Below are 24,748 nucleotides of genomic sequence, written 5' to 3' on the forward strand. Positions count from 1 at the left end.
GGCTTCGGATGCTACGCAAAAGGATCATTGATAAGTTTATATTCTCCGTCTTTCAATTCAAGAGAACCCTGCTTAACCATTTCTGTCAGCATAGTGAGAAGCTTATCAGTTTCACCTTTGCTGAGCACTTTATCTCCCTGCTCCTTAAGGTACGAAATAGGAAGATAAGGAGCTTGTCCCCGTCTAAAAAGAGCCACCAAAAATCTCTCTGTAAGAGTCTTGCTGCTGTCCATCTAAAATTCCTCCTTTGAATAAGCGGTAACTTAATTCAGCATAAAATTTCGCAGTCCAGTGAAAAATATCTGAGCTGCAATCGAGGCGACTAACAGTCCGGTCAGTCTGCTCAAAATATTCAGTCCGCGCTTACCAAGTAAACGCTTAAGACCCGAAGATACAAACAAAAGAACACCGACTGTTAATACCGCGCTTAGAAGAGCTGCGCAAGCTAAAGCCTGATCTTTCAGACCTTGAACAGTTGACCCCATTACGAGAAGTGCTCCGATGGTCCCCGGACCGACTACGATAGGAATAGCTAAAGGAACAACTGCAATATCATCATCATCATTGCCAGCTTCAAATTTTTTCCCGCCACCGCCGACCATGTTCATGGCAGACAAAAAGAGGATCGCGCCTGCTCCAATTCGGAAAGCATCAAGAGTGATGCCGAACAGTTCAAAAATATAACGTCCATAGAGATAAACCACCAGAGAGCTTATTATGACCGCCAGTGTAACCTTTACAGCAGTTTTTTTTCGATCCGCAGGACTCAGATCCTGCGTCAGAGATAAAAATGCAGATATGGCAAAAAACGGGGTTAGGATAAAAAACAATTTTAAATATGTTTGAAAAAAGACTGCGAGCATCGTTATTACCACCTGAACATAATTTTAATGTTAAAAAAAAACCCCTGACAGCAGAAGCCGTCAGGGGTTTTAGTCTACTAATCTAAAAGTAACTATTTACCGCAACACTTCTTATATTTCTTTCCGCTTCCACAAGGGCAATTTTCATTTCTACCGACCTTGGGTTCGGATCGTCGCACCGGCTGTTTTTTCTTTGGTTCGCCTTCTTCTTTATCAGAATACTCAAGCCCCTTCTGATCTTTATGCTGAAACTCTTCATCACGAACTTCGGCTTCAATTCGAAGATGGCAAAGAGCTTTCACAGTATTCTCTTTTATACGCTCAAGCATATCCCGGAAGAGATCGAAACCTTCACGTTTATACTCATGCTTCGGATCTTTCTGTCCGTATCCGCGAAGACCTATACCTTCGCGCAAATGATCCATATTCAGAAGATGATCTTTCCAGTTACGGTCAAGAGATTCAAGCATGAAATAGCGCTGAATTTCATTGTAATGATCTTCAGCGTTGCTTTTGAGTTCGCCCAGAATGTCCTTAATCCACTCCTCAGCCTGCTCACGTTCCGGCACACCTTCTTTAAACTCAACCTTACGGTTGAATCCGAAAACTTCATCAAGCCCCATTCTAACCATTTCTATAGTCTCTTCGTCCAAAGGTTTACCTTTAGCTTCAGCAACCGGAAAATAGCTTTCATCCAAAAGTTCTTCAACGAACTCGAAAATCATGTCATCCATGTCTTCAGAATTCATAACTTCACGACGAAGTGAGTATATAACTTCACGCTGCTGATTCATAACATTGTCATAATCAAGCAACTGTTTACGTATTTCAAAGTTATGACCTTCAACACGCTTCTGAGAATTTTCAATAGCTTTGGAAACCATTTTATTCTCAATAGGCTCCCCTTCCTGCATTCCCAGCTTATCCATAATGCCGGCAATACGCTCAGAACCGAAAAGTCTCATCAGGTCATCATCAAGAGCAAGATAAAAACGGGAGCTTCCCGGATCACCCTGTCGACCGGAACGGCCTCGAAGCTGATTATCGATACGACGGGATTCATGCCGCTCTGTTCCGATAATATGCAATCCGCCAGCTTCCGTAACGCCTTCTCCGAGTACAATATCAGTACCACGACCAGCCATATTCGTAGCGATAGTGACATGCCCCTTAAAGCCGGCTTCTGCTACAATCTCGGCTTCCTTTTCATGCTGCTTTGCATTCAGCACGTCATGCGGAATTCCCCGTTTTTTAAGCAGAGTTCCAATCAACTCTGATTTTTCAATAGAAACAGTACCAACCAGAACTGGCTGGCCTTTCTTATAAAGATCAGCAATTTCGTTCGCGATAGCCGTATATTTTTCCATCTGCGTCTTATAGATGGAGTCAGGATAATCCTTACGGACCATATCCGTATTAGTAGGAATTACAATGACGTCAAGATTATAAATCTGCCCAAATTCAACAGCTTCAGTATCCGCAGTACCGGTCATACCTGAAAGCTTGTTATACATGCGGAAATAATTCTGGAAAGTGATCGAAGCAAGTGTCTGATTTTCAGACTCAACTTTTACGCCTTCCTTTGCTTCCAAGGCCTGATGCAGTCCGTCTGAAAAACGTCTGCCGGGCATTAAGCGGCCCGTAAATTCATCAACAATGACAACCTGATCATCTTTTACGATATAATCAACATCGAGTGAAAACAGATGATGCGCTTTGATTCCCTGCATTATGTGATGCTGAAAAGAAATGTGCTGAGAATCGTAAAGATTATCAATTTTAAGGATTTCCTCGCACTTGGTAACACCTTCCTCTGTCATCGTTATGGAGTGACCTTTTTCATCCACTTCAAAATCGACGTCCCGCTTAAGAAGAGGGATGATGGTATCAACCTGAGCATACATACCGGTTGCTTCATCAGAGGAACCGGAAATAATAAGCGGAGTACGTGCTTCATCGACTAGGATGGAGTCAACTTCATCGACAATGGCAAAATTAAGTTCACGCTGAACAAGCTGTTCTTTGTAAAACTTCATGTTGTCACGAAGATAATCAAAACCGAACTCATTATTCGTACCGTAGGTTATATCACAAGCGTAAGCGTCCTGCCGTTCCTGATCAGTTTGACCATGAACAACAACACCGATTGTGAGACCTAGAAAATTATAAAGTTTACCCATCCAGCCCGCATCACGAGTGGCAAGGTAGTCATTGACGGTGATAAGGTGAACACCTTTACCGGAAATAGCGTTAAGAACAGCAGGCAAAGTAGCCACGAGGGTTTTACCTTCACCAGTTTTCATTTCCGCAATTCTTCCGCCGTGCAAAACCAGCCCACCGACCATCTGTACATCGTAGTGGCGCATACCGAGAGAACGTTTTCCGGCTTCACGGACTAAGGCAAAAACTTCAGGCAGGATATCATCAAGATCTTTTCCCGCTGCGACTTCTTCTTTCCACTGAGCAACTTTCTGCGGAAACTGCTCATCAGTCAGCTTTTCCATTTCCGGTTCAAATGAAGCAATTGCTTCAATCTGCGGTTTAAGCTTTTTAATAAACCTTTCATTACTGGAACCGAATATCGTCGAAACTATGGCGTTAAACATTTAATATCCTTTTTTCTCGGCGGCGATTCCCGCGTATTTTTCTTCAATGAAAACGAGCAACTGTTCCCAAATAAGTCTTTATTCCAAAATATCAAGCCAATGACCCGTAAAAAAATCAGCTTTTGCTAGAGTTGCAAGCTGAATAACGCAGGCTGAGCAGCCCGTCAAAATATGTGCCCCGGGTGATACTGATTTTGTAAGCGCATCTATGCAATAATCTCCCACCTGCTTCGAAAGTTCAGGTGCGCCGAGCTGTAGAATTCCACCGAAGCCACAGCAAAGATCGCTGTTGACAGGCATCAACTTTTCACCCGCGACAGCTTCAACTAATGCCTGATCTGAATCCGGCTGAGGTGCATGGCAGGGTTTATGATAAATTACCTGCTGTGGACTGTTTTCTAAAAGTGTCACATCCGCATCAATCAACAAAGATGACAATGGAATGAGACATGAAACCCATTTATTATGAAGCTCTCTATCTCCGTCAAAATCGGCCAAAGAATACTCCTTAAGCCCTTTCAGGCAGGTAGTACAGAAAATGATGACAAGCGGAAAATTTGAGTCCTTCCATGCTGTGATGTTGGCCTTTCTAGCCTTGCGTTGCCGGTCAAGCAGCCCGGCACCACCATAAGACGACCCGCAACAGACAAAATCAGGTTTATCAGCCCTGACCAAACCTAGCCCGTCCATAAAACGTTCTGCCTTACGAGTCCAATCTCTGCGCGCATACCTGCCGACACAACCTTCAAAGAGTACGACTTTCTGCTCTTCAAATTTGATATCAGGAACAAGTCTGGCCCAAGGCTCAGGGCTTTTTGCAAAAAGAGCTTCCATTCTTTTTTTAGCAGAACCGACAGGCTCCGGCAGATTGGCAGGAGAAAATTTTGATAAAGCTGCCACCATAGGCCAAATAAACCCGGGTTTCGAAAGCCATAAATCCCAGCAAGTTTGAGTAAATCCTTTAGACTCTGCTCTCAATGACGACACCAAATCAGGACCGGACATATTTTGTGGACAAATCTTTTCACACCTTCCACAAGAAAGACACATGGAGGCTAGAGACTTGAAATCTTTTTCATTTAAACCTTCGGAAGGATTCAACCCTTCCAAGAAAAATTTTGCACGCGGAGTCAGTTCTTCCCGCCCTGTAACCTTAAAAAGGGGACAGACTTCAAGACATTTACCGCACTGAACACAGCTTTTGGAGACAGCCATTATACAGCCTTCCCGGGATTCATTATCTTCAACGGATCAAAAACGTCTTTAATTCGGTGCATTAGATTTAATTCTGTATCACCAATCTGCATTCCGAGATAGTCTGCTTTCGTCAAACCAATACCATGTTCTCCAGATAGTGTTCCGCCAAGCGCCAGAGTGCTGCTGAATATGGCTTTTTTTGCCTTTAACGCATTATCAGACTGACCGGGAGCAGATTTGTCATACATCACACTGACATGAATATTCCCGTCACCGAGATGACCGAAACACATAACAACAAGACCCAGTTTCTTACCGATTTCATGATAACTTTCAATAGCCTGTGCAACTTTTCCGCGAGGCACAGCAACATCTTCGCCCTGTTTATCAGGAGCAAGATTGAAAGCAGCAGGACTTATAACTCTGCGCAATTCCCACAAACGTTCCTGATCCTCTCCGCTCCCCTTTTCAAGGAAAGTAGTAGGCTCATTTGAAAGAGCTTTTTCAATCTGTCTGAGATCAGCTTCAACGGATTCACTAGAGCCATCAATTTTAAGAAGCAGCACCCCTCCCGTCTCTTCAGGCCAAGGTACATCAGAATGAAGTTTAAGAGCTTTCAACGTATTGCGATCCATAAGTTCCATAGCCGTAGGCAAAATACCGCACCCGAAAACAGCCTCAGCGCCTTTCAGACAGCCGGGTAAATTCTCGAAACCGATAAGAACAGATGCGGATGTTTCTGGAAGAGGAAGTAATTTAAGTGTCGCCTGAGTAATCAACCCCAACGATCCAGCGGAACCTACCATCAGCCTTGTAAGATCAAGCCCTACGACATTCTTATGCGTACGCCCGCCAGTGTGAATTACCTCGCCTCCTGGAATAACAACCTCAAGGCCGAGCACGTAATCACGGGTAACACCGTACTTAACTGCCCGCATTCCACCGGCGCATGTAGAAATATTCCCGCCGATAGTTGAAATTTTAAGACTTGCGGGGTCGGGAGGATAAAATAATCCTTGTTTTTCTACGGATTTCTGCAAATCCGCAGTAATGACTCCGGGCTGAACCACTGCGACAAAATCCTGCGGATCAATATCTAAAATAGAATTCATCCCCAGCATGGAAACAACAACACCGTTCTTAACCGGAACACAGCCGCCGACTTTATTTGTGGCTCTTGCTCGTGGATAAATAGGCATGCGCTCTTTCTGCGCCCAAGCCAGAAGCTCAGAGACCTGCTTAACAGAGTGAGGCTTAACAAGTGCAAGCGGCTTAGCATGCTTACGACTGGCATCAACTCCGCAAGAGAGAAGCTCTCCGTCCGAAAAGCCGCTTTCACCTTCAGGGAAAAGCTCTTTTAAAAACTTACGTTGTGCTTTGGATAATTTTTCTGGATAAAATTTCATTAAATCTCCACCGAAAAAGCTCAGGACTTCCAGACTTTTTCAACACAGTCAATCAAAGCTTTTACAATCGGGTCAGCCATGCGCTGCTTATGAAATCCAAAATACAATCCCACTTCGAGATACCCGCCGGGCCATATATAAAAAGACCCGCCTTCTTCCCCTTCGCGAGCTTCATCATCACGCATGACAGTTACCCCGTTTTCAAAACGCACCAAAGCATTATGTGCGTCCTCGCTGTCAGCTATCATAGATTTACTGGCCTCAAGCCCGAGAGAATGAAATTTTTCGTTCAATTTCTGACTAAATGAACACTCGGCAGGAGTCCAAATCCACGGCAGTTTTGCAAGATCTTCCCATTTGGCGTTTTCCATTTTATCCCGCCATGAAACAGGCCCTACAACCCTAAGCACGGTATTTTCTAAAATAATTCCTTCCATTTCATCAGGCGGATATACCGAATAAAAAAAGCCGCCCTCAATAGCTCTACCCACTACTTCACGCCGGATAGTCCATGTATGATTCTGAATAAATTGTAGGTTAAGGCCGGGATAATATTCTTTAATACACTTAATAAGCTGGGGAGTTCTTAAATAAACAGGTGAAGTCTGCAATCCCACACGGGCTTCTCCGGACACATCGCCGCGAAGAGAATTAGCTTCGGCCCGCATTTTTTCTACGGAATCAAGAACATCCTGCGCCCTTTTCAAAAGAACCTCACCTTCCGGAGTGGGAACCATTCCCTTGGGAGTACGCAAAAAAAGACATACATCAAGTTCTTCTTCAAGAGATTTAATATGCAGACTGATTGTCGACTGACTGGCATGAAGCCGTTTAGCGGCGCGGGTTAAATTGCCTTCACAAGCGACAACCACAAAGGTTTTTATTTGGTATAGTTCCATAATTCAGGCAGCTTATGTAATCTTCTTTAAATTTGTCCGAAATTGGTTTCAAGGTCTATCGATAAACTTAAAGGGGGGGTTCTATTATTCCCGTTGGATAGAACGAAATAAAACAGGCATTAACAATTCATCAAGTTCGTGATTTTTTTTAAAATCAACATCACGACAGAGGAGAATCGTCATGGGAAACAGCGTCAGCACCTTCGTAATGGAAATATTAACTCCCGAAGACAGCATTTCAGGCTATAAAAGACTCGATCCCGTAACCGGCACGATTAAACTATTTTTCTGGATCGGAGCTACAATGGCCCTCACCGTTTTAGTTTCGAGACTTCAGTAAAAATTTCGCTCCTTGACGGACGAAAGATTACTATCCCATACCCTACTTTATCCACCTACCGGCAAGGGGTGGTAAAAGTTTTTACGGCTCGTCCGCTAGATCAATATTTGGCTAGCTGGCGGGCCGTGTCTTTTGCTATATCACGCCTTTTCAGTTCTTCTTTACGACTATGAACATTCTTACCTTTGGCAAGAGCTATCTGTAATTTAATTTTGCCGTTAGAAAAATAAAGGCTCACAGGAATTACAGTCAGCCCTTTCTGCTCGGACTTTGCCTGTAGTTTTATAATTTCATGATCATGCAGCAACAGCTTACGAGAACGGTCCGGGTCATGTTGCAAATGCCCTGCGTGATCATAAGGGGCAATGTGAATGCCCACCAGCCACGCTTCGCCGTCTTTAAAATTTATATACCCGTCATTAAAACTGATCTGCCCTTGGCGCAGAGATTTAACCTCTGTTCCCACAAGTACAAGACCTGCTTCCAAAGTCTCTATAAAATCATAATTTCGACGAGCAATCTTATTCCGTGCGATGGAAGAAGGGCTTTTCTTTTTAGCTTTAGCCATAATAAATTTTAACCTGCGATATCTTCATTATCCAGAAGCGAAGCAAAAAAGATTAGCTCTTCCGGATATTTTTTATAAATATTTTCAGTAACAAGACGGTTAATATGAGCAACCGTGCGACACTGCAGAACCTCTTTCAACAGCTGTTTACATTCAGGCATTCCAAGTTGACGTAAAATTCGCTTAATTCCCGGAATTGCCTGCGGAGTAAGACTGAGACTGTCAATCTGCATACCCATCAAAATAGGCACACAATACGGATCAGATGCGACTTCTCCGCACAGACTTACGCCTATCCCTGCTCTATGTCCCGCGTCAACAACATACTTAATGGAGCGGACTATCGCCGGATGCAAAGGCTGATAAAGATAAGAAACATGCGGATTAGTACGATCGATACCCAAACTATACTGAATCAGATCATTTGTTCCGATACTGAAAAAGTCGACTTCCTGCGCCAAAATTTCTGCAATCATCACCGCAGCAGGAAGTTCAATCATAACACCTACCTGCATGTCATGATCGTACGGAATGCCTTCTGCCGTAAGTTCTATCTGGGCGCGGGCTAAGGCGGCTTTTGCCTGATGGACTTCTTTCAAACCGGAAATCATTGGGAACATGAGCGACACATTGCCATGCACACTTGCCCGCAAAATAGCCCTCAGCTGAGTATGAAAAAGTTCTTCATGCTTCAGACAAAACCTGACCGCTCTAAGTCCCATGGCCGGATTAGCTTCATCAAGCGGACCGAAATAAGACATAAATTTATCAGCACCAAGGTCAAGAGTTCTCAGAACAACCTTACGGGGTGACATAATAGCAGCAAGCTCAGTGTATTTTTCGCAAAGCTCTTCTTCATCAGGCAGACTGCTTCGGTTCAAATAGGCATACTCTGTTCTGAACAGCCCGATCCCTTCTCCGCCATTATCGATAACAGCTGAAACTTCTTCAAAAAGTTCAATATTAGCTAAAACCTGAACTCTGTAACCGTCTTCCGTTTCAGCCGGAAGATGACAACTTCTTATAATAGTGGCCTGATAACTTTCGAATTGATTCTGTAAGTTGTAATAATGCTCGAGTTCGTCTTCATCGGGATCAACTAAAATTTTACCCGAAAGGCCATCCACAATTACAAGATCACCATCAACGACGCAGCTTTCGAGTTTCTCAGCACCTACCAAAGCCGGGATATTAAGAGTGCGGGCTAAAATTCCGGTATGAGAAGTTTTACCGCCGAGAGTTGTAACAAAAGCCATAAGCTTATTGATTTCCAACTCGATGGTATCAGCAGGTGACAAGTCGTGAGCCATAAGCACTGCACGCCCCTGAATAGGGCTTACGCTCGCTTCTCCGCCTATAAGCTTAGTCTGAACCCTCTGAGCTACCTGACGCACGTCCTGCATGCGTTCACGGATATATTTATCTTCCAGCGCACCGAAAGTTTTATCAAGATCATTTACAGCCTTATCAAGTGCCCATTCAGCATTAATACAAAGATCATCAATATATTTTATGGCTCTTTTGGAAAACTTAGGGTCTTTGAGCATCATCAAATGAGAATCAATAATGAGCTGATGCTCTTTGAGTTCAGCAGGAACTTTTTCACGGACAGCCGCAAGCTCTTTAACTGCTTCAGTAAAGGCATACGTCAGTCGCTCTTTTTCATCGGCAACCATGTGCACAGGCACAGTTTGTCGCGGCAACCTCGAGGAGATGCTGCGATTCAAAAAATAGGCTTTACCGATAGCAATACCCGTTGAAACGGAAATGCCTGAAACGACTTCCCTGGCCACTACTTTTCCTCTCCAAATTTTGACTTAAACATTTCTTCCAGACAATCAAGAGCTGCGCCGGCATCAATACCGTCGGCCCTCAATTCAAGAGTGCTTCCCTGTGCAGCTGCAAGAGTCAGAATGTCAAGAATGCTCTTAGCATCCACTTCCTGAGAATCACAAATAATTGCAATCTCAGCCTGAAAATTCTGAGCTTCCTGTGCAAGCCGCGCCGCCGGACGAGCATGCAGTCCCAATTGGTTAACTACAATAACAGTCCGGGCTACAGCGTTCTCCGAATCAGGGGAACCTTCCCGCAGCGCGCTATTCTCAATCATTTTCGACCATTCCTTTATATCATAATTCTGCAAACGCAAAAGTCTTAACTTAAATTAAGTTTATTAGAAACAAACTTGCTACTACAAAAAGAACTGCAATAACTTCTCTGGAAATCTTTCCGGTTGCGATCAACCACCCTAGGGAGCCTAATATTGCGGCTCCGCCATACCACTGGAAAATTCCCATACCCGAAGGCCATAATTGGGTCCAAATTATTAAAAGAACGAACGCATTAACATATTTTAGACGCTCTCCCCAATTGATCAGATCCCACCTTTTCAGTTGATCCAAAAAACCGAGGCCCTTATATAATCCGCCCCAGAAAATATATATTTTAAAGACCTGTAAACCCACAAATGATATCAACCCGAGTAGCATAGCCGGAACAGTATTGCCAGCAAGCAAAAGAGATATCGTGGCTAACGCCCAAAAAATCAGGGCACTTCCGGCAAAGACAGAATCACCGATGGCAGAAAGTGTATAACTGGTCGTATTTTTAACTTTATTCAAAAGCAAAACCGGAAACTTGCCGTCTTTAATCTGAATTTCCACAGCCAGAAAAATCGCAATCAACAGCGGAGCCCAGAACGGATGAGAGTTATAGTGCTTAACATAACGCTTACGAGCTTTAGACAACTCCAATGAATCCGAATATATAGCTTCAAGACCCGGTTGCATGGCGTAAGAAAAACCGATATTCTGCAATCCGCGGGTATTGAACCCCGCGCCGACAAAATAACTGCGCAAAAAGCACCTGGCACAAGCCCGGCCTAGAGACTTTTTATCTTTTACTTTTTCACTCACGTCCACTTTCACCGTACAACTCGAACGACCTAACTATTTGTTTTTCTTTCAGTCACTTTTTCATAGACAGCTTTGGCTGTCCACCCCTGAACTCGATCTGCCACTCTTCGAGCTATAACTTTCGGTTTTTCACCTGACAACATTTCTTGATCTATGAGACGAAAAATTTCCTCTTCGCTGGCCGGACCGCTTATAACCGGAGGCCCCACGACGACCGTTATCTCGCCCTTAAGTTCAGCTGAAACATCTTCATGACCGGACAAGCTTCCTGAAATAAATTCTTCATAATCTTTAGTCAGCTCACGGCATATCACAAAGTCTCTGTCTCCAAGTACTCTGTATGCCACTGCAAGAGTTTCACGCAGTCTCGATTTCCGTTCAAAAAAGACTATCGTTGCACCCGTTGCACCGTGAACTTCAAAAAGCTTAGTCATCTGCCCGTCCTTGCGAGGCATAAAGCCCAGAAAAACAAACGGGTACGGAGGAAGTCCGCAAGCACTCAAAGCCGTAACAGGGGCACAAGGTCCGGGTACAGGAACAATCTTTACGCCATGTTCACGGCAAGCTTTGACAAGACGATAACCGGGATCACTCATAAGAGGTGTTCCGGCATCTGAAACGAGAGCAGCATTGCCGCCTTCGTCAAAAAATTCAAGAACCTTTGCTATGCGTTTTTCTTCGTTATGATCGTGAAGACTGATAAAACCTTTTCCCTTGATATCAAGATTAGTCAGCAGTTTTCCGGTCCTGCGAGTATCCTCGGCCAGAATAACATCTGCCGAAGCCAGAATCTTTCTTGCACGATCTGAAATATCACCAAGGTTGCCAAGCGGTGTTGCCACTACCCATAAAGTCGGAGATTTCGAAGGCATTTTTTATGTGCTCCGCGTTCATGCCGTTTCCGGCATCATTTACAATAACGAGATCAAAACGGCACGGTCTATGCCATAGGTCCATTGCCGACAAATAATGTGAAGCAGCTTTTACTAATTTACGGCATTTTGCAGGAGTTACCGCCTGCAGCCCTTTTTGCACGGAATTTCCGGCTCTGGTCTTCACTTCTACAAAAACAAGATCACGTACACCGTCAGAATCAGCCGGACCATCGCAAACGATATCCAGTTCCCATTGATGCCAACGCCAGTTCCGATGACGGAGAGAAAAACCTCTGCACTCAAGGTAGCGAGCAGCAAATTTTTCTCCGGCCTCGCCGAAATCTAAATGCCGGGGAGACATAAACTCTCCTGCCCTGATTTCTTCTTTTCAGGAAGCACGCCTTTAAAAGTAAGCCGATGAATCAGACAGGGACCATTTTCCCGAACTGCATCCATATGAAATTTGGTTCCATACCCTTTATGAATAGCAAAGCCGTATCCCGGATATCTCTTTTCCAGCTTAACCATCAGGGAATCTCTAAAAGTTTTAGCAAGAATTGATGCGGCTGAAATTTCGGGGATTTTTTCATCACCTTTGATTATCCATTCCTGTTGATAACCTGCCACTCCATTAAAGTGACTTACCGGAATAGTCTTATTTCCATCAATAAGCAAAATTGAAGGACGAACTTTAAGATGAATCACCGAGCGGGCCATAGCCCTGAATGTCGCCTGAAGAATATTTATCTGATCGACCACCTGCGCCCGGCAAACTCCCAAAGACCAGCAGACCGCCTGTTTGCGAATTTGATCAGCAAGCACATCACGCGCGGCTTCACTGAGTTTTTTAGAGTCAGTAAGCCCCGGCAGATCATAATCAGCGGGAAGAATTACAGCCCCCGCCACAACAGGACCAGCCAGACATCCTCTGCCCGCCTCATCAATTCCTGCGATAAGTCCGGCTTCATCTGCCAGTCCCGGCAATATTCCGTGCAATAATCCTTGCGACATCCTGATTGCTCCGTCGTAAATCCAACAAAAAAACCGTCTGCTCCTGAACCTTGCGATCCGGGAGAGACGGTTTTCAACTCGTAGTTGCGTACTCGGCCGGACAGATTGCCCGGATGAGTGAACCGCGAAGATTTAAATCTTCGGGTGCTACCAAGCGTTCTTTGATTTGATACGTGCTGCTTTACCTTTAAGGTCACGAAGATAGTAAATGCGGCTACGACGAACTTTACCCTCAGTAACAACTTCAATACGTTCGATGTATGGAGAGTGTACTGCAAATACGCGTTCTACGCCGATACCGTCGGAGATCTTACGTACTGTGAAAGTTGAATCGGTTGTACCGTTACGGAAACGAAGAACAGCACCCTGGAAAACCTGAATACGTTCTTTTTCACCTTCGATAATACGAAGATGTACTTTTACGGTGTCCCCTGCTTTAAATGCAGGCATATCAAGACGCATGTGTTCGCGTTCGATCTTTGTAATTACATTCATGTTGCTACTCCTTATATAAATTCAATTTGCGGTATCAAAAAACGAAATCTACCAAGCGTCTCCCAAAAGCCTGTCAACCGTTATCGCTACCGCACTTCTTACTGATAAGTGATTGTATCCATCCATGAAACGAAGAGGTCTAAGACAGCCCGTTGCCATTTCAAGAATTTCGGGAGCCAACCCATGCCCTGTTCCGAAGACCAGTAACACAGGATTGTCATAAAGCATTTCACGGACCTGACGGGGAGTCACATTACCCGCGCCCCGAGCACTGGTTGTCACCAGTATCGGTTTTTTACCCGTTCCCGACTCAATATGCTCCACCACATCGATCAGGGAGTCCATCACACTGACCTTTGCCAGAGCGGCGGCTCTGTCCGGGTTAGTTTTGCTACCCGGTCCCGAGGTCCAATGAGAAATTATTCTGTCAGCCAACTTCTTCTGGTCCTCGATAGGAGTCACCGCATACATCCCTGCCAATGAGTAAGAGCGGGAAACGCGGGACATATCGTGAATATCGAGGTTTGTCAAAGAAACAGCTGCTTTTTCACCAAATTTATTTAGCACTGGATAGTGTACTAAAGCCATTGAAAGATGTTTTCCTAAACGTTTACGGGGTATTGACCGTAAATAATGAACATCTTCCTTTTTTAAGCCGTCAGCTTCGGAAAGCAATTCCGGGCGGGAATCCAAAGTCTCATCAAGAGACCTTTTTTTCCTCCATTCTTCAATCAAAGCATGATTCCCAGAAGAGAGAATCTCCGGCACTTTCAGTCCTTCATATTCAGCAGGACGAGTGTAGTGCGGATACTCCAAAAGTCCCGAAGAAAAACTTTCCTCGGTACTTGATTCAGAATGGCCCATGAAATCCGGCAGCAATCGGGCAACAGCTTCAATAAGACACAGTGCTCCGGCTTCGCCTCCGTTAAGAACAAAATCTCCGACAGAGACAGTCTCAACAGGAAATATCTCTTCAAAACGAGCATCAATTCCTTCATACCGTCCACAGACAAGAGTCAGTTCCTCTTCCCCAGCAAGTTCAGTAGCAAGTTTCTGAGTAAGCGGACGTCCTTTCGGCGACAGCATCAGCAACCTTTTACCCTTACCACAGCCTCCCTGAACGACAGGCTTGATACCCACAGAATCCAGACTGCGAGCTATCGGATCAAGAAACATTACCATACCCGGCCCGCCCCCGTAAGGACGATCATCCACGCTCTTATGCTTATCAACAGCATAATCGCGGGGATTGACAGTATTGAATGAAACGATTCCTTTTTCGACAGCCTTACTCATAAGACCATGCGAAAGCGGGGAATCGAAAAATTCCGGAAAAAGCGTAATCAAATTGAAATTCACAGACTAATTAACCGGCTTTTTTAAAAGACATAGGGTCGTCCCATTATTTAACAGGCGCGTTCAGATACAGATCAAGCAGCCCTTCAGGCGGATCGATCACAACCTTTCCCGCATCTACATCCACAGACAATACAAACTCAGCAACAGCAGGAAAAAGAATTTCTTTTCCGTCTGAAGACGAGATCACCCAAGTCTCTTGACCCGGCGCAAAAAGAAAATCCGAAATGGTCCCAACCGCTGTTCCGTCTTTAAGTTCGACGGCAGCATTCTTCAACTGGTACATGTAGACTTCATCATCCCTGAGTTCAGGGAGATCTTCCTTCTGCACCAAGACATCCATGCCGCGTAAGGTATCAGCCTTATCCCGGTCATTGATGCCTTTAAAGATTACTAAAGCGCGGCCTTTGTGCCTCCGAAAGGATTGCACAACAAATCGACGGGGTTTCTGTCCTTTACTTTGTAAATAAAGGGTAGACACCTCATCGAAGGAAAAAGGGGAGTCCGCATGGGAATCGATGCAAACTTCCCCCCTAAGACCGTGTGATTTGACCACTTCGGCAACTAGTAGCAAGTCCATAGCAGCCTACTGGTTATGGTCCGGGTTGAAGCCGTCTACTCTAGAATTTCTAGAACAGAACGTTTTCTCACCTTGGTTGATGCAGCACCAAGCAAAGTTCTCATCGCTCTTGCGGTGCGGCCCTGCTTGCCGATAACTTTACCCAAGTCTTCTTTCGCGACTTTGAGTTCGATTACAGATGTCTGCTCCCCTTCAATCTCGGTGACGACTACATCATCGGGATTATCAACAAGAGATTTCGCAATGAATTCTACTAAATCCTTCAACATGCCAACAACCTCCGCTTCAGATGTCGAGAGTAAACCTTGAGTGAAGAAAAAATCGAACCGTTGTGAGAACTAACTTTAAGAATTTTTCTTAATAAGTGCTTTAACAGTATCGCTTGGTTTTGCGCCTTTATCCATCCAAGCCTGAACTTTTTCCATGTTGATCTTAAGTTCAACAGGTTCAACCATAGGATTATAGTAACCTATGAATTCTAAAGGACGACCATCGCGTCTTGTGCTGCTGTTAATAGCTACAATACGATAAAAAGGGCGTTTTTTGGACCCCATACGTGTCAATCTTAGTTTTAAAGCCATTGTGTACTTCCCCCATATAAACTTAATTTAAGAGATTCATTAATAAAATGCAAGTAAGGCCAAAAAAGATTATTTTTTGTTCTTCTTGCGACTTTGCTTCTTGAGCTTTTTCTTTTTACGGGCGAGCAGGGTTTTCTTGCTTTTCTCTTTTGAAGGCTGACCAGCTCCTTCCATGCCTTCCATCCCTTCCATACCGGGTAATCCCGGCATACCGCCACCGCCTAATCCGGGCATTCCGGGCATATTCGGCATCTGAGGCATTCCGCCTTTTCCGCCTTTTCCGCCCATCATTTTTTTCATCATCTTGCTCATCTGATCAAAATTCTTGAGCATCTGATTAACTTCCAAAACCTCAACACCCGAACCTTTAGCAATTCTCTGCCTGCGGCTGGGGTTGATAAGCTTGGGAGTTTTGCGTTCCTCCGGAGTCATGGAGGAGATGATTGCTTCTATCCTGTTCAGTTCCTTGTCCGGCATATCAAGATCGCCAAGCTGTTTGGTCAATCCGCCAAGTCCCGGAATGAGCTTCATAATGCTGCCCATAGAACCGATCTTCTTCATTCTACGCATCTGGGTGCGAAAATCCTCAAGGTCAAATTTTGCCTTGCGAAACTTTTCAGTAAGCTTTTCAGCTTCCCCTTCTTCCATAACGGACTGAGCTTTCTCGATCAGGGAAAGGACGTCCCCCATTCCGAGAATTCTAGAGGCAGCCCTGTCTGGATAGAAGTGTTCAAGCTCGGAAAGCTTCTCACCCACGCCGACAAACTTGACGCACTTGCCGGTAACAGACTTGATAGAAAGAGCAGCACCGCCTCGGGCGTCTCCATCCATTTTAGTCAGTACCACACCGGTAACATCAAGCTTTTCATCAAACGTTGCAGCAACATTGACAGCGTCCTGTCCTGTCATTGCGTCTGCTACGAAAAGTATTTCGTCAGGCGAACATGCTTCCTTGATGGCAGCAAGTTCATCCATGAGCACTTCATCGATATGCAGCCGTCCGGCTGTATCGAGAAGCATTACGTCACATCCTGCCTCTTCCGCTTTGACAATAGCATCGCGGCAGATATCCACCGGATTCATGTCAGTCGTTGAAGGATAAACGGGAAGATCCAGCTGCTTAGCCAGCACAGTAAGCTGTTCAATAGCAGCAGGACGGTAAACGTCTGCGGGAACGAGATAGGGCTTATACTTCTTGCGTCTAAGATACAAGGCTATCTTTGCCGCGGAAGTAGTTTTACCCGCCCCCTGCAACCCGACCATCATAATTTTGGCAGGTTTACCTTTAAGAATCAGTCCTTCCTGTTCTCCACCAAGCAACTCGGTCAGTTCGTCATTGACGATCTTTATGACCTGCTGTCCGGCAGAGAGGCTTTTCTGGACTTCCTGTCCTAGGGCCCGTTCCTTTACCTTCTCTACAAATTCTTTAACGACTTTGAAGTTAACGTCCGCTTCTAAAAGAGCGAGCCTAACCTCACGCATTCCGGCCTGGATGTTTTTTTCATCCAGTCGGCCCTGCCCTTTGAAATTTTTGAAGGCTTCGGAAAGTCTATCTGATAGGCTATCGAACAATTATCTTACTCCGCCGGCTTGAGCATTTTTACGCACAAGAATCACTAAAAATCCACCTCTTCAGTGACCAATAAAGATTGCGTAAAGAAAGGGGTTGAGTGTTAAGGTTTTTGCTTCTCCAAGTCAAGCTCGAAGACCAATATCAACTTTTTTAAAAACAAAAAACTGTTATCAGCAGCCCAAAATACAAAAATTTACATTATTTCTTGCCTTTTTCCGCAAGGGCTTAGTAAATTAATTAACATGTCATCCGACACGCTAACGAGCGATACAGGGAGAAACACGAATGAGCAACATAGTTAAAGCAGAAGAATTCCATCTGGTAGACCCGATGGGCCGTGTCAGATCAAAAATTTATATCTCGGATGACGGGAAGCCGACAGCGGACATCTTTGACTCGACAGGCCAACTCGTAAACAGAGTCGATCTTCAAAAAACACAGAAGCTTGGCCCCACTGCTCATCAACCAACGCTCCCTCATCAAAAGGAAACCCTCAGCTCATGGCATGCACGGATAGCAAATGAAGTCATTACTAGCCAGCCAAAACTTCGTGTAGGTTCATATAAGCTCTATATCGACTTTGTCGAAAACAATACGGTTGCAAGTGGTAAGTATTTAAATGAAGTCATTGAAATTACCGGCGAAGTCGTTGATGTTTCCGCTAAAAACTTTGGAGATTTACACATCGGTCTAAAAGGAATATCCAATTATACCGCTGAAGTAATCTGCCATTTTACAGAAGATCAGACCGCAATTGTCAGCAACATGAAACCCGGAGTAAAAGTTCACCTCAAAGGAAAATGCACCGAATATGTCAACAAACGTGTTAAAATCTGGGGCTGTCAGGTTGTCTAATATAAAAATTACAGCTGAAAAATGTATCGGCGGCGGAAAATGTGTTTCCGAATGTCTTTTTTTGCAGAAATATGGATCACCTGACAAGATAGCCGAAGCATGTCTTGCGTCCGCACAAAATTATGACGAAGCGGCGATAAACGCATACAACTGTTCTGCATGTTCGCTGTGTGATTCCGTCTGCCCGGCAAATGCTCAACCTTCCAAAATGTTTGAAATGCTCCGTAATCATGCTCAGAAAAACTCTTTATTCGGCCTTGACTCCTACTCGCCCCTTCTAAGCTACGAACGAATAGGGGGCAAATTCCCGTTCAAAGACAACCTTCTACCCGATGGATGCAAAACCGCTTTCTTTCCGGGATGCACATTGCCTGCTCTGTTTCCCGAGGCAACCCGCGCGGCCTACTCAGCCTTAAAACAACGTGATCCTTCTTTGGGATTAATTCTTAACTGCTGCTCTAAGCCTTCAAAAATGCTGGGACTTTCCGATTCTCATGCCGAGGCTATTTCAGAGTTGTCTAAATTTATTGAATCTCAAGGAATCACTAAAATCCTGACCGCATGTCCTAACTGCCACATAACTTTCAAAGAATTTTCCCCTTCATTTAAGATTGTATCTATTTACGAAGAATTACTTGATTCAAACATTCCCCTCAATAAACCCTGGCTTCAAAAAGCAACGGTACATGATCCATGCGTCACCCGCTTTGAATCAGATTTACAGGAAAGCGTCAGAAAGCTCTTAACTCAAAACGGGGTAAGCCTGATCGAAATGGATCACAGCAGAGATAAAACAATCTGCTGCGGAGAAGGGGGAGGCGTAGGATTTCACAACGAATCTTTCGCACAGACTTGGAATGACAAACGAAAAGCTGAAGCCGCGCAAACTGGAGCTCCTATGGTCACCTATTGCGCAGGATGCACAAATCATCTTTCCGGCACCGAACCTGTAGCACATATACTTGATTTGCTCTTTGTAAAAAGAAATGAAACCCCCATCCTTCCACGATTTCCATTCAATTATTTCAACAGATTAAAACTCAGAATTTCAGCACGATTTGCTTAACCATTTATTTTTTATTTTTTTTAGGGCTTCTCATACTAAAAAGATCAAGGTAACAGCCTTTTACAAATGAATTCCAATAACAAAGCCGTTTCAGCCTCTGAATTCCCCATCGCCCTTTTCAGCTTAGGTCTGCCTATTTTACTGGCAGCCTACGGTATGAACGGTTCCGCTGCGCCCCAAAACCTTGCAGAAATACTTGTCGCGGGGCTTGCGGTACTTGGACTTCTGGTCGAACCTTACAGAAACAAACAAGCCCCTATTTTTCCGCTCTGGCTTAAAGCAGGTATTCCCTGTGTCCTTCTTTTTTGGGCCTTTTCTAAACTCTTTACGCCACTGCTGTTTCCGCTGGCGCCCTCACTGCCCTTTCTCATGGAAATACGCCCTTTGTTATACGGGCTTGTGATTGTACTCTGGATAACTAATTTTTCTATACCCAAGCCGGAACACTTCTACTTCTGGGCATCATGGCTTGCTGTTCTTGTCATCTGCAACTTTCTATATCTCTTTTTAGTGACAGGACTTACAGCCCCTCCTAATCTTTTTGGAAACGCTGAACTGACCGGACCTATTCTGCTGGCCGGATTATGCTCAACACTGCATGAACCTTCAAAACTTAAGATCACAAGACTCCTGATATTTACAGGAATTATGTGCACTCTGAGCAGGGATGCCGGCTTTGCGGCGGTTCTGGTTCTTTTATTTTTCGGCCCAAAAGGAGCTATCAAGAAAACCATTCTCGTGCTGGCTCTTGTGCTTTTTAATTTTCTAGCACTTGCTTCACATGAAATGACCTTTTTCAATCCAAACGACCTTCCAGCCTATTGGCTCTGGTTTTCTATTTTAGACCTATTTGAAAAAACTCCATCCCGGCTTCTGATAGGCCATCCTCTCGCAGCGCCTTTACCGCTGAACATTCCGGCTTCTATATGGGAACTATGGCATAAACAAAATTTTGCATGGACCGGTTCAGGAACATACATATTCCATGTAACTCCTATATGGCTTCACATTCTGACCGCATGGGGGATTGCAGGAATAGCCGGAGCGTCGGCAATTGCAACCACACTTTCCATAAAATATTCTTCGGACACCATGGCCTCTCTTGTTACTGCTGTCATTATCACAGGATTCTTTTCCCCCCTCTTCTACAGTCCAGCCACTGGCATCGTTTTGATCATGGCTTTTATATGCGCAACCCAACCAGCAGTGCGCTCTTTCAAGTTCGAATAAACTCCTCATCCTCTATCCATTCTTACTTCTCTCGGTAAAATCTTCTCGCATTCACGAGCAGATATCTTTGGATCTTGGCTTTTAAAACAAAGATATGTCTTGAATACTCACGCCTACTTAAAAAAGACTTAGTTCTTTTCAGATATCTAAAATAACTAACTTTACCCCACTTACAAAACTCACCAGCTACCTTACTAATACTAGACACTAGCAATCAAATTACAAATTGTAACTCTTTATACTTACTATTTAATAGATTTATTGACGCTGTTTTGTATTACTTTTGAACTACTTTTATTTATCAAAAAATCATTAATAAAAACTTTATTTAGCACTACGAAACAATATTTATTTATTTTCAATTTGTATGACAAATGTATTGACAATTCTACCCAATCTGGCAAAAGTCTTATCAACGAAGCAAAAACATGAGTAAAAAAGTAAAATCCGTAAGGATACCTATAGAGCTGGAGGCGATGAACCTCTCCAAGCTAATCCGGGAATGTGAGAATTATCTCAGAGACTTGGAGTCTGCTACGTTGCTCAAATCCGGGGGAAACCGGGACGCAGCCGAAGCTCTGCTGAGCACAAGACAGCTCGATTTAGGTAAACGAATTGCTAAAATGATATGGGAAGCGCGGGTAGAATATGGTAAGATCCGGTAATTTTGTAATATAAAAATATCACTTCAAAAGAGACTCAGGATCAGGAACAGCTCAATGAAAGAAAAAAAAGTCAGTGAAAGCAGAGCATACACAACCTACAGGGTGCTCCCGCAGGATACGAATCCAGCTGGCAACCTTCATGGTGGGGTTCTTCTGAAACAGCTGGATCTCATTGCTGCCACCTGCGCCATGCGTCATGCCCGTAAACCTGTGGTCACAGCCTCTATTGACAGGATGAACTTTCTTAGACCCGCATATGTCGGCGAGCTTATCAACCTTCATGCGAACGTGAATATGGTAGGCAGAACTTCAATGGAAATCGGAGTGCGGGTCGAAGCTGAAAATCTTCTTACAGGAGAACTGCGGCATACAAATTCAGCATATCTGACATTTGTTGCCATAGGCGAAGACGGAAAACCTTCCCTTGTACCTCAGTTAGTCCTTGAGACAGGTGTGGATCACAGAAGAAACAAAGAAGCAGTTGAGCGGCGAGCCGTGCGTAAGCAAGAGCTGGTGCGTGAACGGGCCCCTTCAACTGATTAATATATTTAACAGCTCGAACAAATGTAGAACTCGTCCAAAGTCATCGTTCTGCATGTTGCCCCTAATTTCATGAGGCAAGCTACTCCGAGACTGGTTTCATGCCGGGAGCTCCACCCTCCCGGCAAAAATTTCGGCATCCAGCTCCTATGGTGTCCGGTCGGATTAACCCGGTCCCGGCCGGGCACCAAGCTTTTCAACACCCGTCAGGTCTGAAAATCCCTATTCTTTTACACTAAGAGAATAGGGATTTTCCCTTTTGTTTCAGGCGTAAAGAGAACTTCTCAACCAAACATTTGTTCACTCTTCATGCAAATCCTCAATTACTATTCCAATTACGCATTCAGAGTGCTACAAGGAAGGCTGATAAAGAACCAACCGTTTACACAAATAAAAAGGAGTTCTGCCATGAAAAAAAAGAAAATGACGACAGCCTTCGGGAAACCTGTAGGTGACGACCTAAACTCCCAAACAGCCGGAGAAAAAGGCCCGGTCCTAGTTCAGGATATGCACCTTCTAGAGAAACTGGCCCACTTCGACCGCGAGCGCATCCCTGAACGCGTGGTTCATGCCAAAGGAGCCGGTGCATACGGCTATTTTGAAGTAACTGCTGATGTTACTAAATACACAAAAGCGGCCTTCCTCTCTGAGGTTGGCAAAAAAACTGATCTATTTGTGCGCTTTTCAACAGTCGGAGGAGAAAAAGGCTCTGCTGATGCCGAACGTGATCCGCGTGGTTTCGCCATCAAGTTTTACACTGAAGAAGGCAACTACGACATGGTCGGCAATAATACCCCGGTCTTCTTTATTCGCGACCCAATGAAATTTCCTGATTTCATACATACCCAAAAACGTAATCCTGCAACCAATTTAAAAGATCCCGACATGTTCTGGGATTTCTTATCCCTCACACCTGAATCAATTCATCAGGTAACTATTCTTTTCTCGGACAGAGGAACCCCTATAACCTTCCGCCATATGAATGGTTACTCGAGCCACACCTACAAATGGTACAATGAAAAAGGTGAATACGTCTGGGTCCAATATCACTTTAAAACAGACCAAGGCTCAAAAACCATGACTGCGGCCGAAGCAGGTGCGATGTGTGCCAAAGATCCTGATCATGCCACCCGGGATCTGCATGAATCCATTAAAAATGGGGACTTCCCGTCATGGACGCTGGAGATGCAGATACTGACTCCCCGGCAAGCCAAAGATTTCAAATGGGATATCTTTGATATTACCAAAGTATGGCCTCATTCCGAAGTACCACCCATCACTGTAGGGAAGATGGTCTTGAATCGAAATCCGGAAAATTATTTTGCCGAAGTAGAACAAGCGGCATTCACCCCCGGCAATCTTGTACCCGGCATCGGAGCCTCACCTGACAAGATGCTCCAAGGGCGCATGTTTTCGTACCACGACACCCATCTCCACAGACTTGGAACAAATTACCAGCTCATCCCCGTAAATATGCCCAAAAACGCTCCTGAGCTTAATTACCAACGCGACGGAGCTATGCGTGTAGATGATGGCGGAGGCGGTGGACCTAATTACTGGCCGAACAGCTTCGGAACCGCTGGACCGGATGAAACAGCCCTTGAACCTCCACTGCCGATCGAAGGCAATGCAGCGCAACATAGTTATAAACTTGTAGACGATGACTTTGTTCAGGCCGGCAATCTGTATCGCAATGTTATGAGTGAACAGGACCGGGTAAATCTGACGAGAAATATTATCGGACATTTGAGCGGAGCACAGAAACGCATCCAGCTCAGACAGGCTGCAATCTTCTATAAAACAGATAAAGACTATGGCACCCGCATCGCAAAAGGGCTTGAGCTTGATCTTGCTAAAGTTGAAAAGCTGGCAAATATGAATCAAGCCGACAGAGTAAAGGCTACAGCTTCTTAACCGCCCTACAAACTGAAAAAACAAAAGTCCGGAAAATTTCATAAAATTTTCCGGACTTTTTAATTGTTTTATATCAGCTTATTATACTCACATTAAAATTTCATTTTCTCACCGATTGAAATTCCTTTTTCACTGAGTTCTGCCTGATACGGCCAGCATTCAACTCCCTCCGCAAGAGCCTGCTCAAACAATTTTGCATATTTGGGGTCGATAAAATCAGCAGGACCGAAACATTTTCCATCATTACGCTGAACAAAAAAGAACATCGCGACCCTATACCCTTCGGCGGCAAGAGCCATCAATTCAACAAGGTGTTTCTGTCCCCGTTCAGTGGGCGCATCAGGAAAGCAGGCCACATCCTCTTCTACAAGAGTGACATTTTTACACTCAACCCATAAATCCGGCAGACGCCCTGACTCATCGGTAAATTTTGCATCAATACGACTTTTACCGACTACAGCCTCACGCTTGATTGCGGTGTACCCTTTCAATTCAGGCAAAACCGCAACCTCAAAGGCTCTCTGTATCATTTTGTTTGGAACAGAAGTGTTCACGCCAACCCACGAACCTGACAGATTAACCATCTCGAGAGTCCATTTAAGCTTACGCGCCGGATTCAATGCCGGAGAAATAAATATCTCCTGCCCTTCCCGCAGCAAGCCAAGCATAGAACCGGTATTATTTGTATGAATAGATATAATCTGACCATCAAGCAAAGCTTCGACGGTAAATCTTTTATATCTTTTTATAAAAACAGCTTTCCGGCAGCCTTCCGGATAAATAATCAATGATTCAGACATCTGCCCCTCATGTATATATCCTACACCTCAAAAAAAATACCCCGGGTCATTTAACTAATAATATTATTTTATTCTCAAAAAAAAATATCCGTAAATTTTGAATGCACGAAAACTCCTGACAAAAAAAGAATTAATTATCTCGCAAACGTGATAAGCCCTACCTAAAACGGGCAGTTTCCTTATTGGTATGGTTCCTTATTCGGAGATTAAAATCCTTGTTACACAAAGAGTTTCATACCTCTAAGGGGGTCATTATATCTGGAAAATACCTTGACGAATCACTAGGTATCTGGAATATCGTGCTGTTAGTCACAGCGTGACAGAATTCACATTTCCAGCCTCATTGTCAGGCCGGAAAATCTTTATAAGACCTAAGCAAGAGCTTGAGGATCCTTATTTCTGTCGTAGACAAT

The 24,748-nt window shown here is 44.4% G+C and carries 27 protein-coding genes; 7 read left to right on the forward strand and 20 right to left on the reverse strand.

Annotated elements, in window-relative coordinates; translation table 11 throughout:
* Positions 1-11: 11 nt before the first annotated feature.
* The 6 genes from BLT41_RS01545 to BLT41_RS01570 form a co-directional block, all read right to left on the reverse strand.
* Positions 12-233: a hypothetical protein gene (locus tag BLT41_RS01545; RefSeq protein ID WP_092157580.1), complete on the reverse strand. Its 222-nt coding sequence runs from the start codon at positions 231-233 to the stop codon at positions 12-14.
* Between the two features lie 30 nt (positions 234-263).
* Positions 264-863, reverse strand: coding sequence for a MarC family protein (locus tag BLT41_RS01550; RefSeq protein WP_092157582.1), 600 nt, complete (start codon positions 861-863; stop codon positions 264-266).
* A gap of 92 nt (positions 864-955) precedes the next feature.
* Positions 956-3,469 carry a preprotein translocase subunit SecA gene (gene secA / locus BLT41_RS01555; RefSeq protein WP_092157584.1) on the reverse strand — a complete coding sequence of 838 codons (2,514 nt, stop codon included), beginning with the start codon at positions 3,467-3,469 and terminating at the stop codon, positions 956-958.
* Between the two features lie 78 nt (positions 3,470-3,547).
* Complete coding sequence (locus BLT41_RS01560; RefSeq protein ID WP_092157586.1) at positions 3,548-4,684, reverse strand: (Fe-S)-binding protein; 1,137 nt, start codon at positions 4,682-4,684, stop codon at positions 3,548-3,550.
* Complete coding sequence (locus BLT41_RS01565; protein WP_092157588.1) at positions 4,684-6,072, reverse strand: FAD-binding oxidoreductase; 1,389 nt, start codon at positions 6,070-6,072, stop codon at positions 4,684-4,686. Before BLT41_RS01565 ends, BLT41_RS01560 begins: the two co-directional genes overlap by 1 nt.
* A 20-nt stretch (positions 6,073-6,092) precedes the next feature.
* On the reverse strand, positions 6,093-6,971 hold the full coding sequence (locus BLT41_RS01570; protein WP_092157590.1) for a LysR family transcriptional regulator: 879 nt from the start codon (positions 6,969-6,971) through the stop codon (positions 6,093-6,095).
* A 181-nt stretch (positions 6,972-7,152) separates the two neighbouring features.
* Here BLT41_RS01570 and BLT41_RS17380 point away from each other — a divergent pair, with 181 nt between their 5' ends.
* Positions 7,153-7,311 (forward strand): hypothetical protein, encoded by a 159-nt coding sequence (locus tag BLT41_RS17380; RefSeq protein WP_170830286.1) that lies wholly within the window; start codon positions 7,153-7,155, stop codon positions 7,309-7,311.
* A gap of 100 nt (positions 7,312-7,411) precedes the next feature.
* Here the strand turns inward: BLT41_RS17380 and smpB are convergent, their stop codons facing one another.
* The 13 genes from smpB to ffh all read right to left on the reverse strand — a co-directional run bounded on the left by smpB (position 7,412) and on the right by ffh (position 17,264).
* Positions 7,412-7,879, reverse strand: coding sequence for an SsrA-binding protein SmpB (gene smpB, locus BLT41_RS01575; protein ID WP_092157592.1), 468 nt, complete (start codon positions 7,877-7,879; stop codon positions 7,412-7,414).
* Positions 7,880-7,887: 8 nt separating this feature from the next.
* Positions 7,888-9,672 carry a phosphoenolpyruvate--protein phosphotransferase gene (gene ptsP / locus BLT41_RS01580; protein ID WP_092157593.1) on the reverse strand — a complete coding sequence of 595 codons (1,785 nt, stop codon included), beginning with the start codon at positions 9,670-9,672 and terminating at the stop codon, positions 7,888-7,890.
* Positions 9,672-9,989: an HPr family phosphocarrier protein gene (locus BLT41_RS01585; protein ID WP_092157595.1), complete on the reverse strand. Its 318-nt coding sequence runs from the start codon at positions 9,987-9,989 to the stop codon at positions 9,672-9,674. The genes ptsP and BLT41_RS01585 overlap by 1 nt, the downstream gene beginning before the upstream one ends.
* Positions 9,990-10,038: 49 nt before the next feature.
* Positions 10,039-10,794, reverse strand: a complete 756-nt coding sequence (locus BLT41_RS01590) for a PTS system mannose/fructose/sorbose family transporter subunit IID (RefSeq protein WP_092157597.1) — start codon at positions 10,792-10,794, stop codon at positions 10,039-10,041.
* Between the two features lie 29 nt (positions 10,795-10,823).
* Positions 10,824-11,666, reverse strand: coding sequence for a 16S rRNA (cytidine(1402)-2'-O)-methyltransferase (gene rsmI / locus BLT41_RS01595; RefSeq protein ID WP_092157599.1), 843 nt, complete (start codon positions 11,664-11,666; stop codon positions 10,824-10,826).
* On the reverse strand, positions 11,608-12,030 hold the full coding sequence (locus BLT41_RS01600) for a YraN family protein (protein WP_092157601.1): 423 nt from the start codon (positions 12,028-12,030) through the stop codon (positions 11,608-11,610). Before BLT41_RS01600 ends, rsmI begins: the two co-directional genes overlap by 59 nt.
* Positions 12,012-12,680: a ribonuclease HII gene (locus BLT41_RS01605; RefSeq protein ID WP_092157603.1), complete on the reverse strand. Its 669-nt coding sequence runs from the start codon at positions 12,678-12,680 to the stop codon at positions 12,012-12,014. The genes BLT41_RS01600 and BLT41_RS01605 overlap by 19 nt, the downstream gene beginning before the upstream one ends.
* A 147-nt stretch (positions 12,681-12,827) precedes the next feature.
* Positions 12,828-13,175, reverse strand: a complete 348-nt coding sequence (gene rplS / locus BLT41_RS01610) for a 50S ribosomal protein L19 (RefSeq protein WP_092157606.1) — start codon at positions 13,173-13,175, stop codon at positions 12,828-12,830.
* A 48-nt stretch (positions 13,176-13,223) separates the two neighbouring features.
* Positions 13,224-14,534, reverse strand: a complete 1,311-nt coding sequence (trmD, locus tag BLT41_RS01615) for a tRNA (guanosine(37)-N1)-methyltransferase TrmD (RefSeq protein ID WP_092157608.1) — start codon at positions 14,532-14,534, stop codon at positions 13,224-13,226.
* Between the two features lie 43 nt (positions 14,535-14,577).
* Positions 14,578-15,111: a ribosome maturation factor RimM gene (gene rimM / locus BLT41_RS01620; RefSeq protein ID WP_092157610.1), complete on the reverse strand. Its 534-nt coding sequence runs from the start codon at positions 15,109-15,111 to the stop codon at positions 14,578-14,580.
* Between the two features lie 35 nt (positions 15,112-15,146).
* A complete protein-coding gene (locus BLT41_RS01625) occupies positions 15,147-15,380 on the reverse strand; it encodes a KH domain-containing protein (RefSeq protein ID WP_085102901.1) in 234 nt (77 codons plus the stop codon).
* A gap of 75 nt (positions 15,381-15,455) precedes the next feature.
* Positions 15,456-15,692, reverse strand: coding sequence for a 30S ribosomal protein S16 (gene rpsP, locus BLT41_RS01630; RefSeq protein ID WP_092157612.1), 237 nt, complete (start codon positions 15,690-15,692; stop codon positions 15,456-15,458).
* A gap of 69 nt (positions 15,693-15,761) precedes the next feature.
* A complete protein-coding gene (ffh, locus tag BLT41_RS01635) occupies positions 15,762-17,264 on the reverse strand; it encodes a signal recognition particle protein (RefSeq protein ID WP_092157614.1) in 1,503 nt (500 codons plus the stop codon).
* A gap of 286 nt (positions 17,265-17,550) precedes the next feature.
* Between ffh and BLT41_RS01640 the strand changes: the two genes are divergently transcribed.
* From BLT41_RS01640 to BLT41_RS01665, 6 genes are all read left to right on the forward strand, one after another.
* Positions 17,551-18,120 (forward strand): OB-fold protein, encoded by a 570-nt coding sequence (locus BLT41_RS01640; RefSeq protein ID WP_092157616.1) that lies wholly within the window; start codon positions 17,551-17,553, stop codon positions 18,118-18,120.
* Positions 18,113-19,186: a (Fe-S)-binding protein gene (locus tag BLT41_RS01645; RefSeq protein WP_244512169.1), complete on the forward strand. Its 1,074-nt coding sequence runs from the start codon at positions 18,113-18,115 to the stop codon at positions 19,184-19,186. Before BLT41_RS01640 ends, BLT41_RS01645 begins: the two co-directional genes overlap by 8 nt.
* A gap of 66 nt (positions 19,187-19,252) precedes the next feature.
* Positions 19,253-20,416: a hypothetical protein gene (locus BLT41_RS01650; protein ID WP_092157620.1), complete on the forward strand. Its 1,164-nt coding sequence runs from the start codon at positions 19,253-19,255 to the stop codon at positions 20,414-20,416.
* Between the two features lie 428 nt (positions 20,417-20,844).
* Entirely contained in the window at positions 20,845-21,081 is a 237-nt protein-coding gene (locus BLT41_RS01655; RefSeq protein WP_092157622.1) for a hypothetical protein, read from the forward strand.
* A 54-nt stretch (positions 21,082-21,135) separates the two neighbouring features.
* Positions 21,136-21,624: an acyl-CoA thioesterase gene (locus BLT41_RS01660; RefSeq protein WP_092157624.1), complete on the forward strand. Its 489-nt coding sequence runs from the start codon at positions 21,136-21,138 to the stop codon at positions 21,622-21,624.
* Positions 21,625-22,029: 405 nt separating this feature from the next.
* Positions 22,030-23,535 (forward strand): catalase, encoded by a 1,506-nt coding sequence (locus BLT41_RS01665; RefSeq protein WP_092157626.1) that lies wholly within the window; start codon positions 22,030-22,032, stop codon positions 23,533-23,535.
* Between the two features lie 92 nt (positions 23,536-23,627).
* Here BLT41_RS01665 and sfsA read toward each other — a convergent pair whose 3' ends face one another.
* Entirely contained in the window at positions 23,628-24,335 is a 708-nt protein-coding gene (gene sfsA / locus BLT41_RS01670) for a DNA/RNA nuclease SfsA (RefSeq protein WP_092157628.1), read from the reverse strand.
* Positions 24,336-24,748: the final 413 nt, after the last annotated feature.

This window comes from Maridesulfovibrio ferrireducens (genome assembly GCF_900101105.1).
Lineage (GTDB): Bacteria > Desulfobacterota > Desulfovibrionia > Desulfovibrionales > Desulfovibrionaceae > Maridesulfovibrio > Maridesulfovibrio ferrireducens.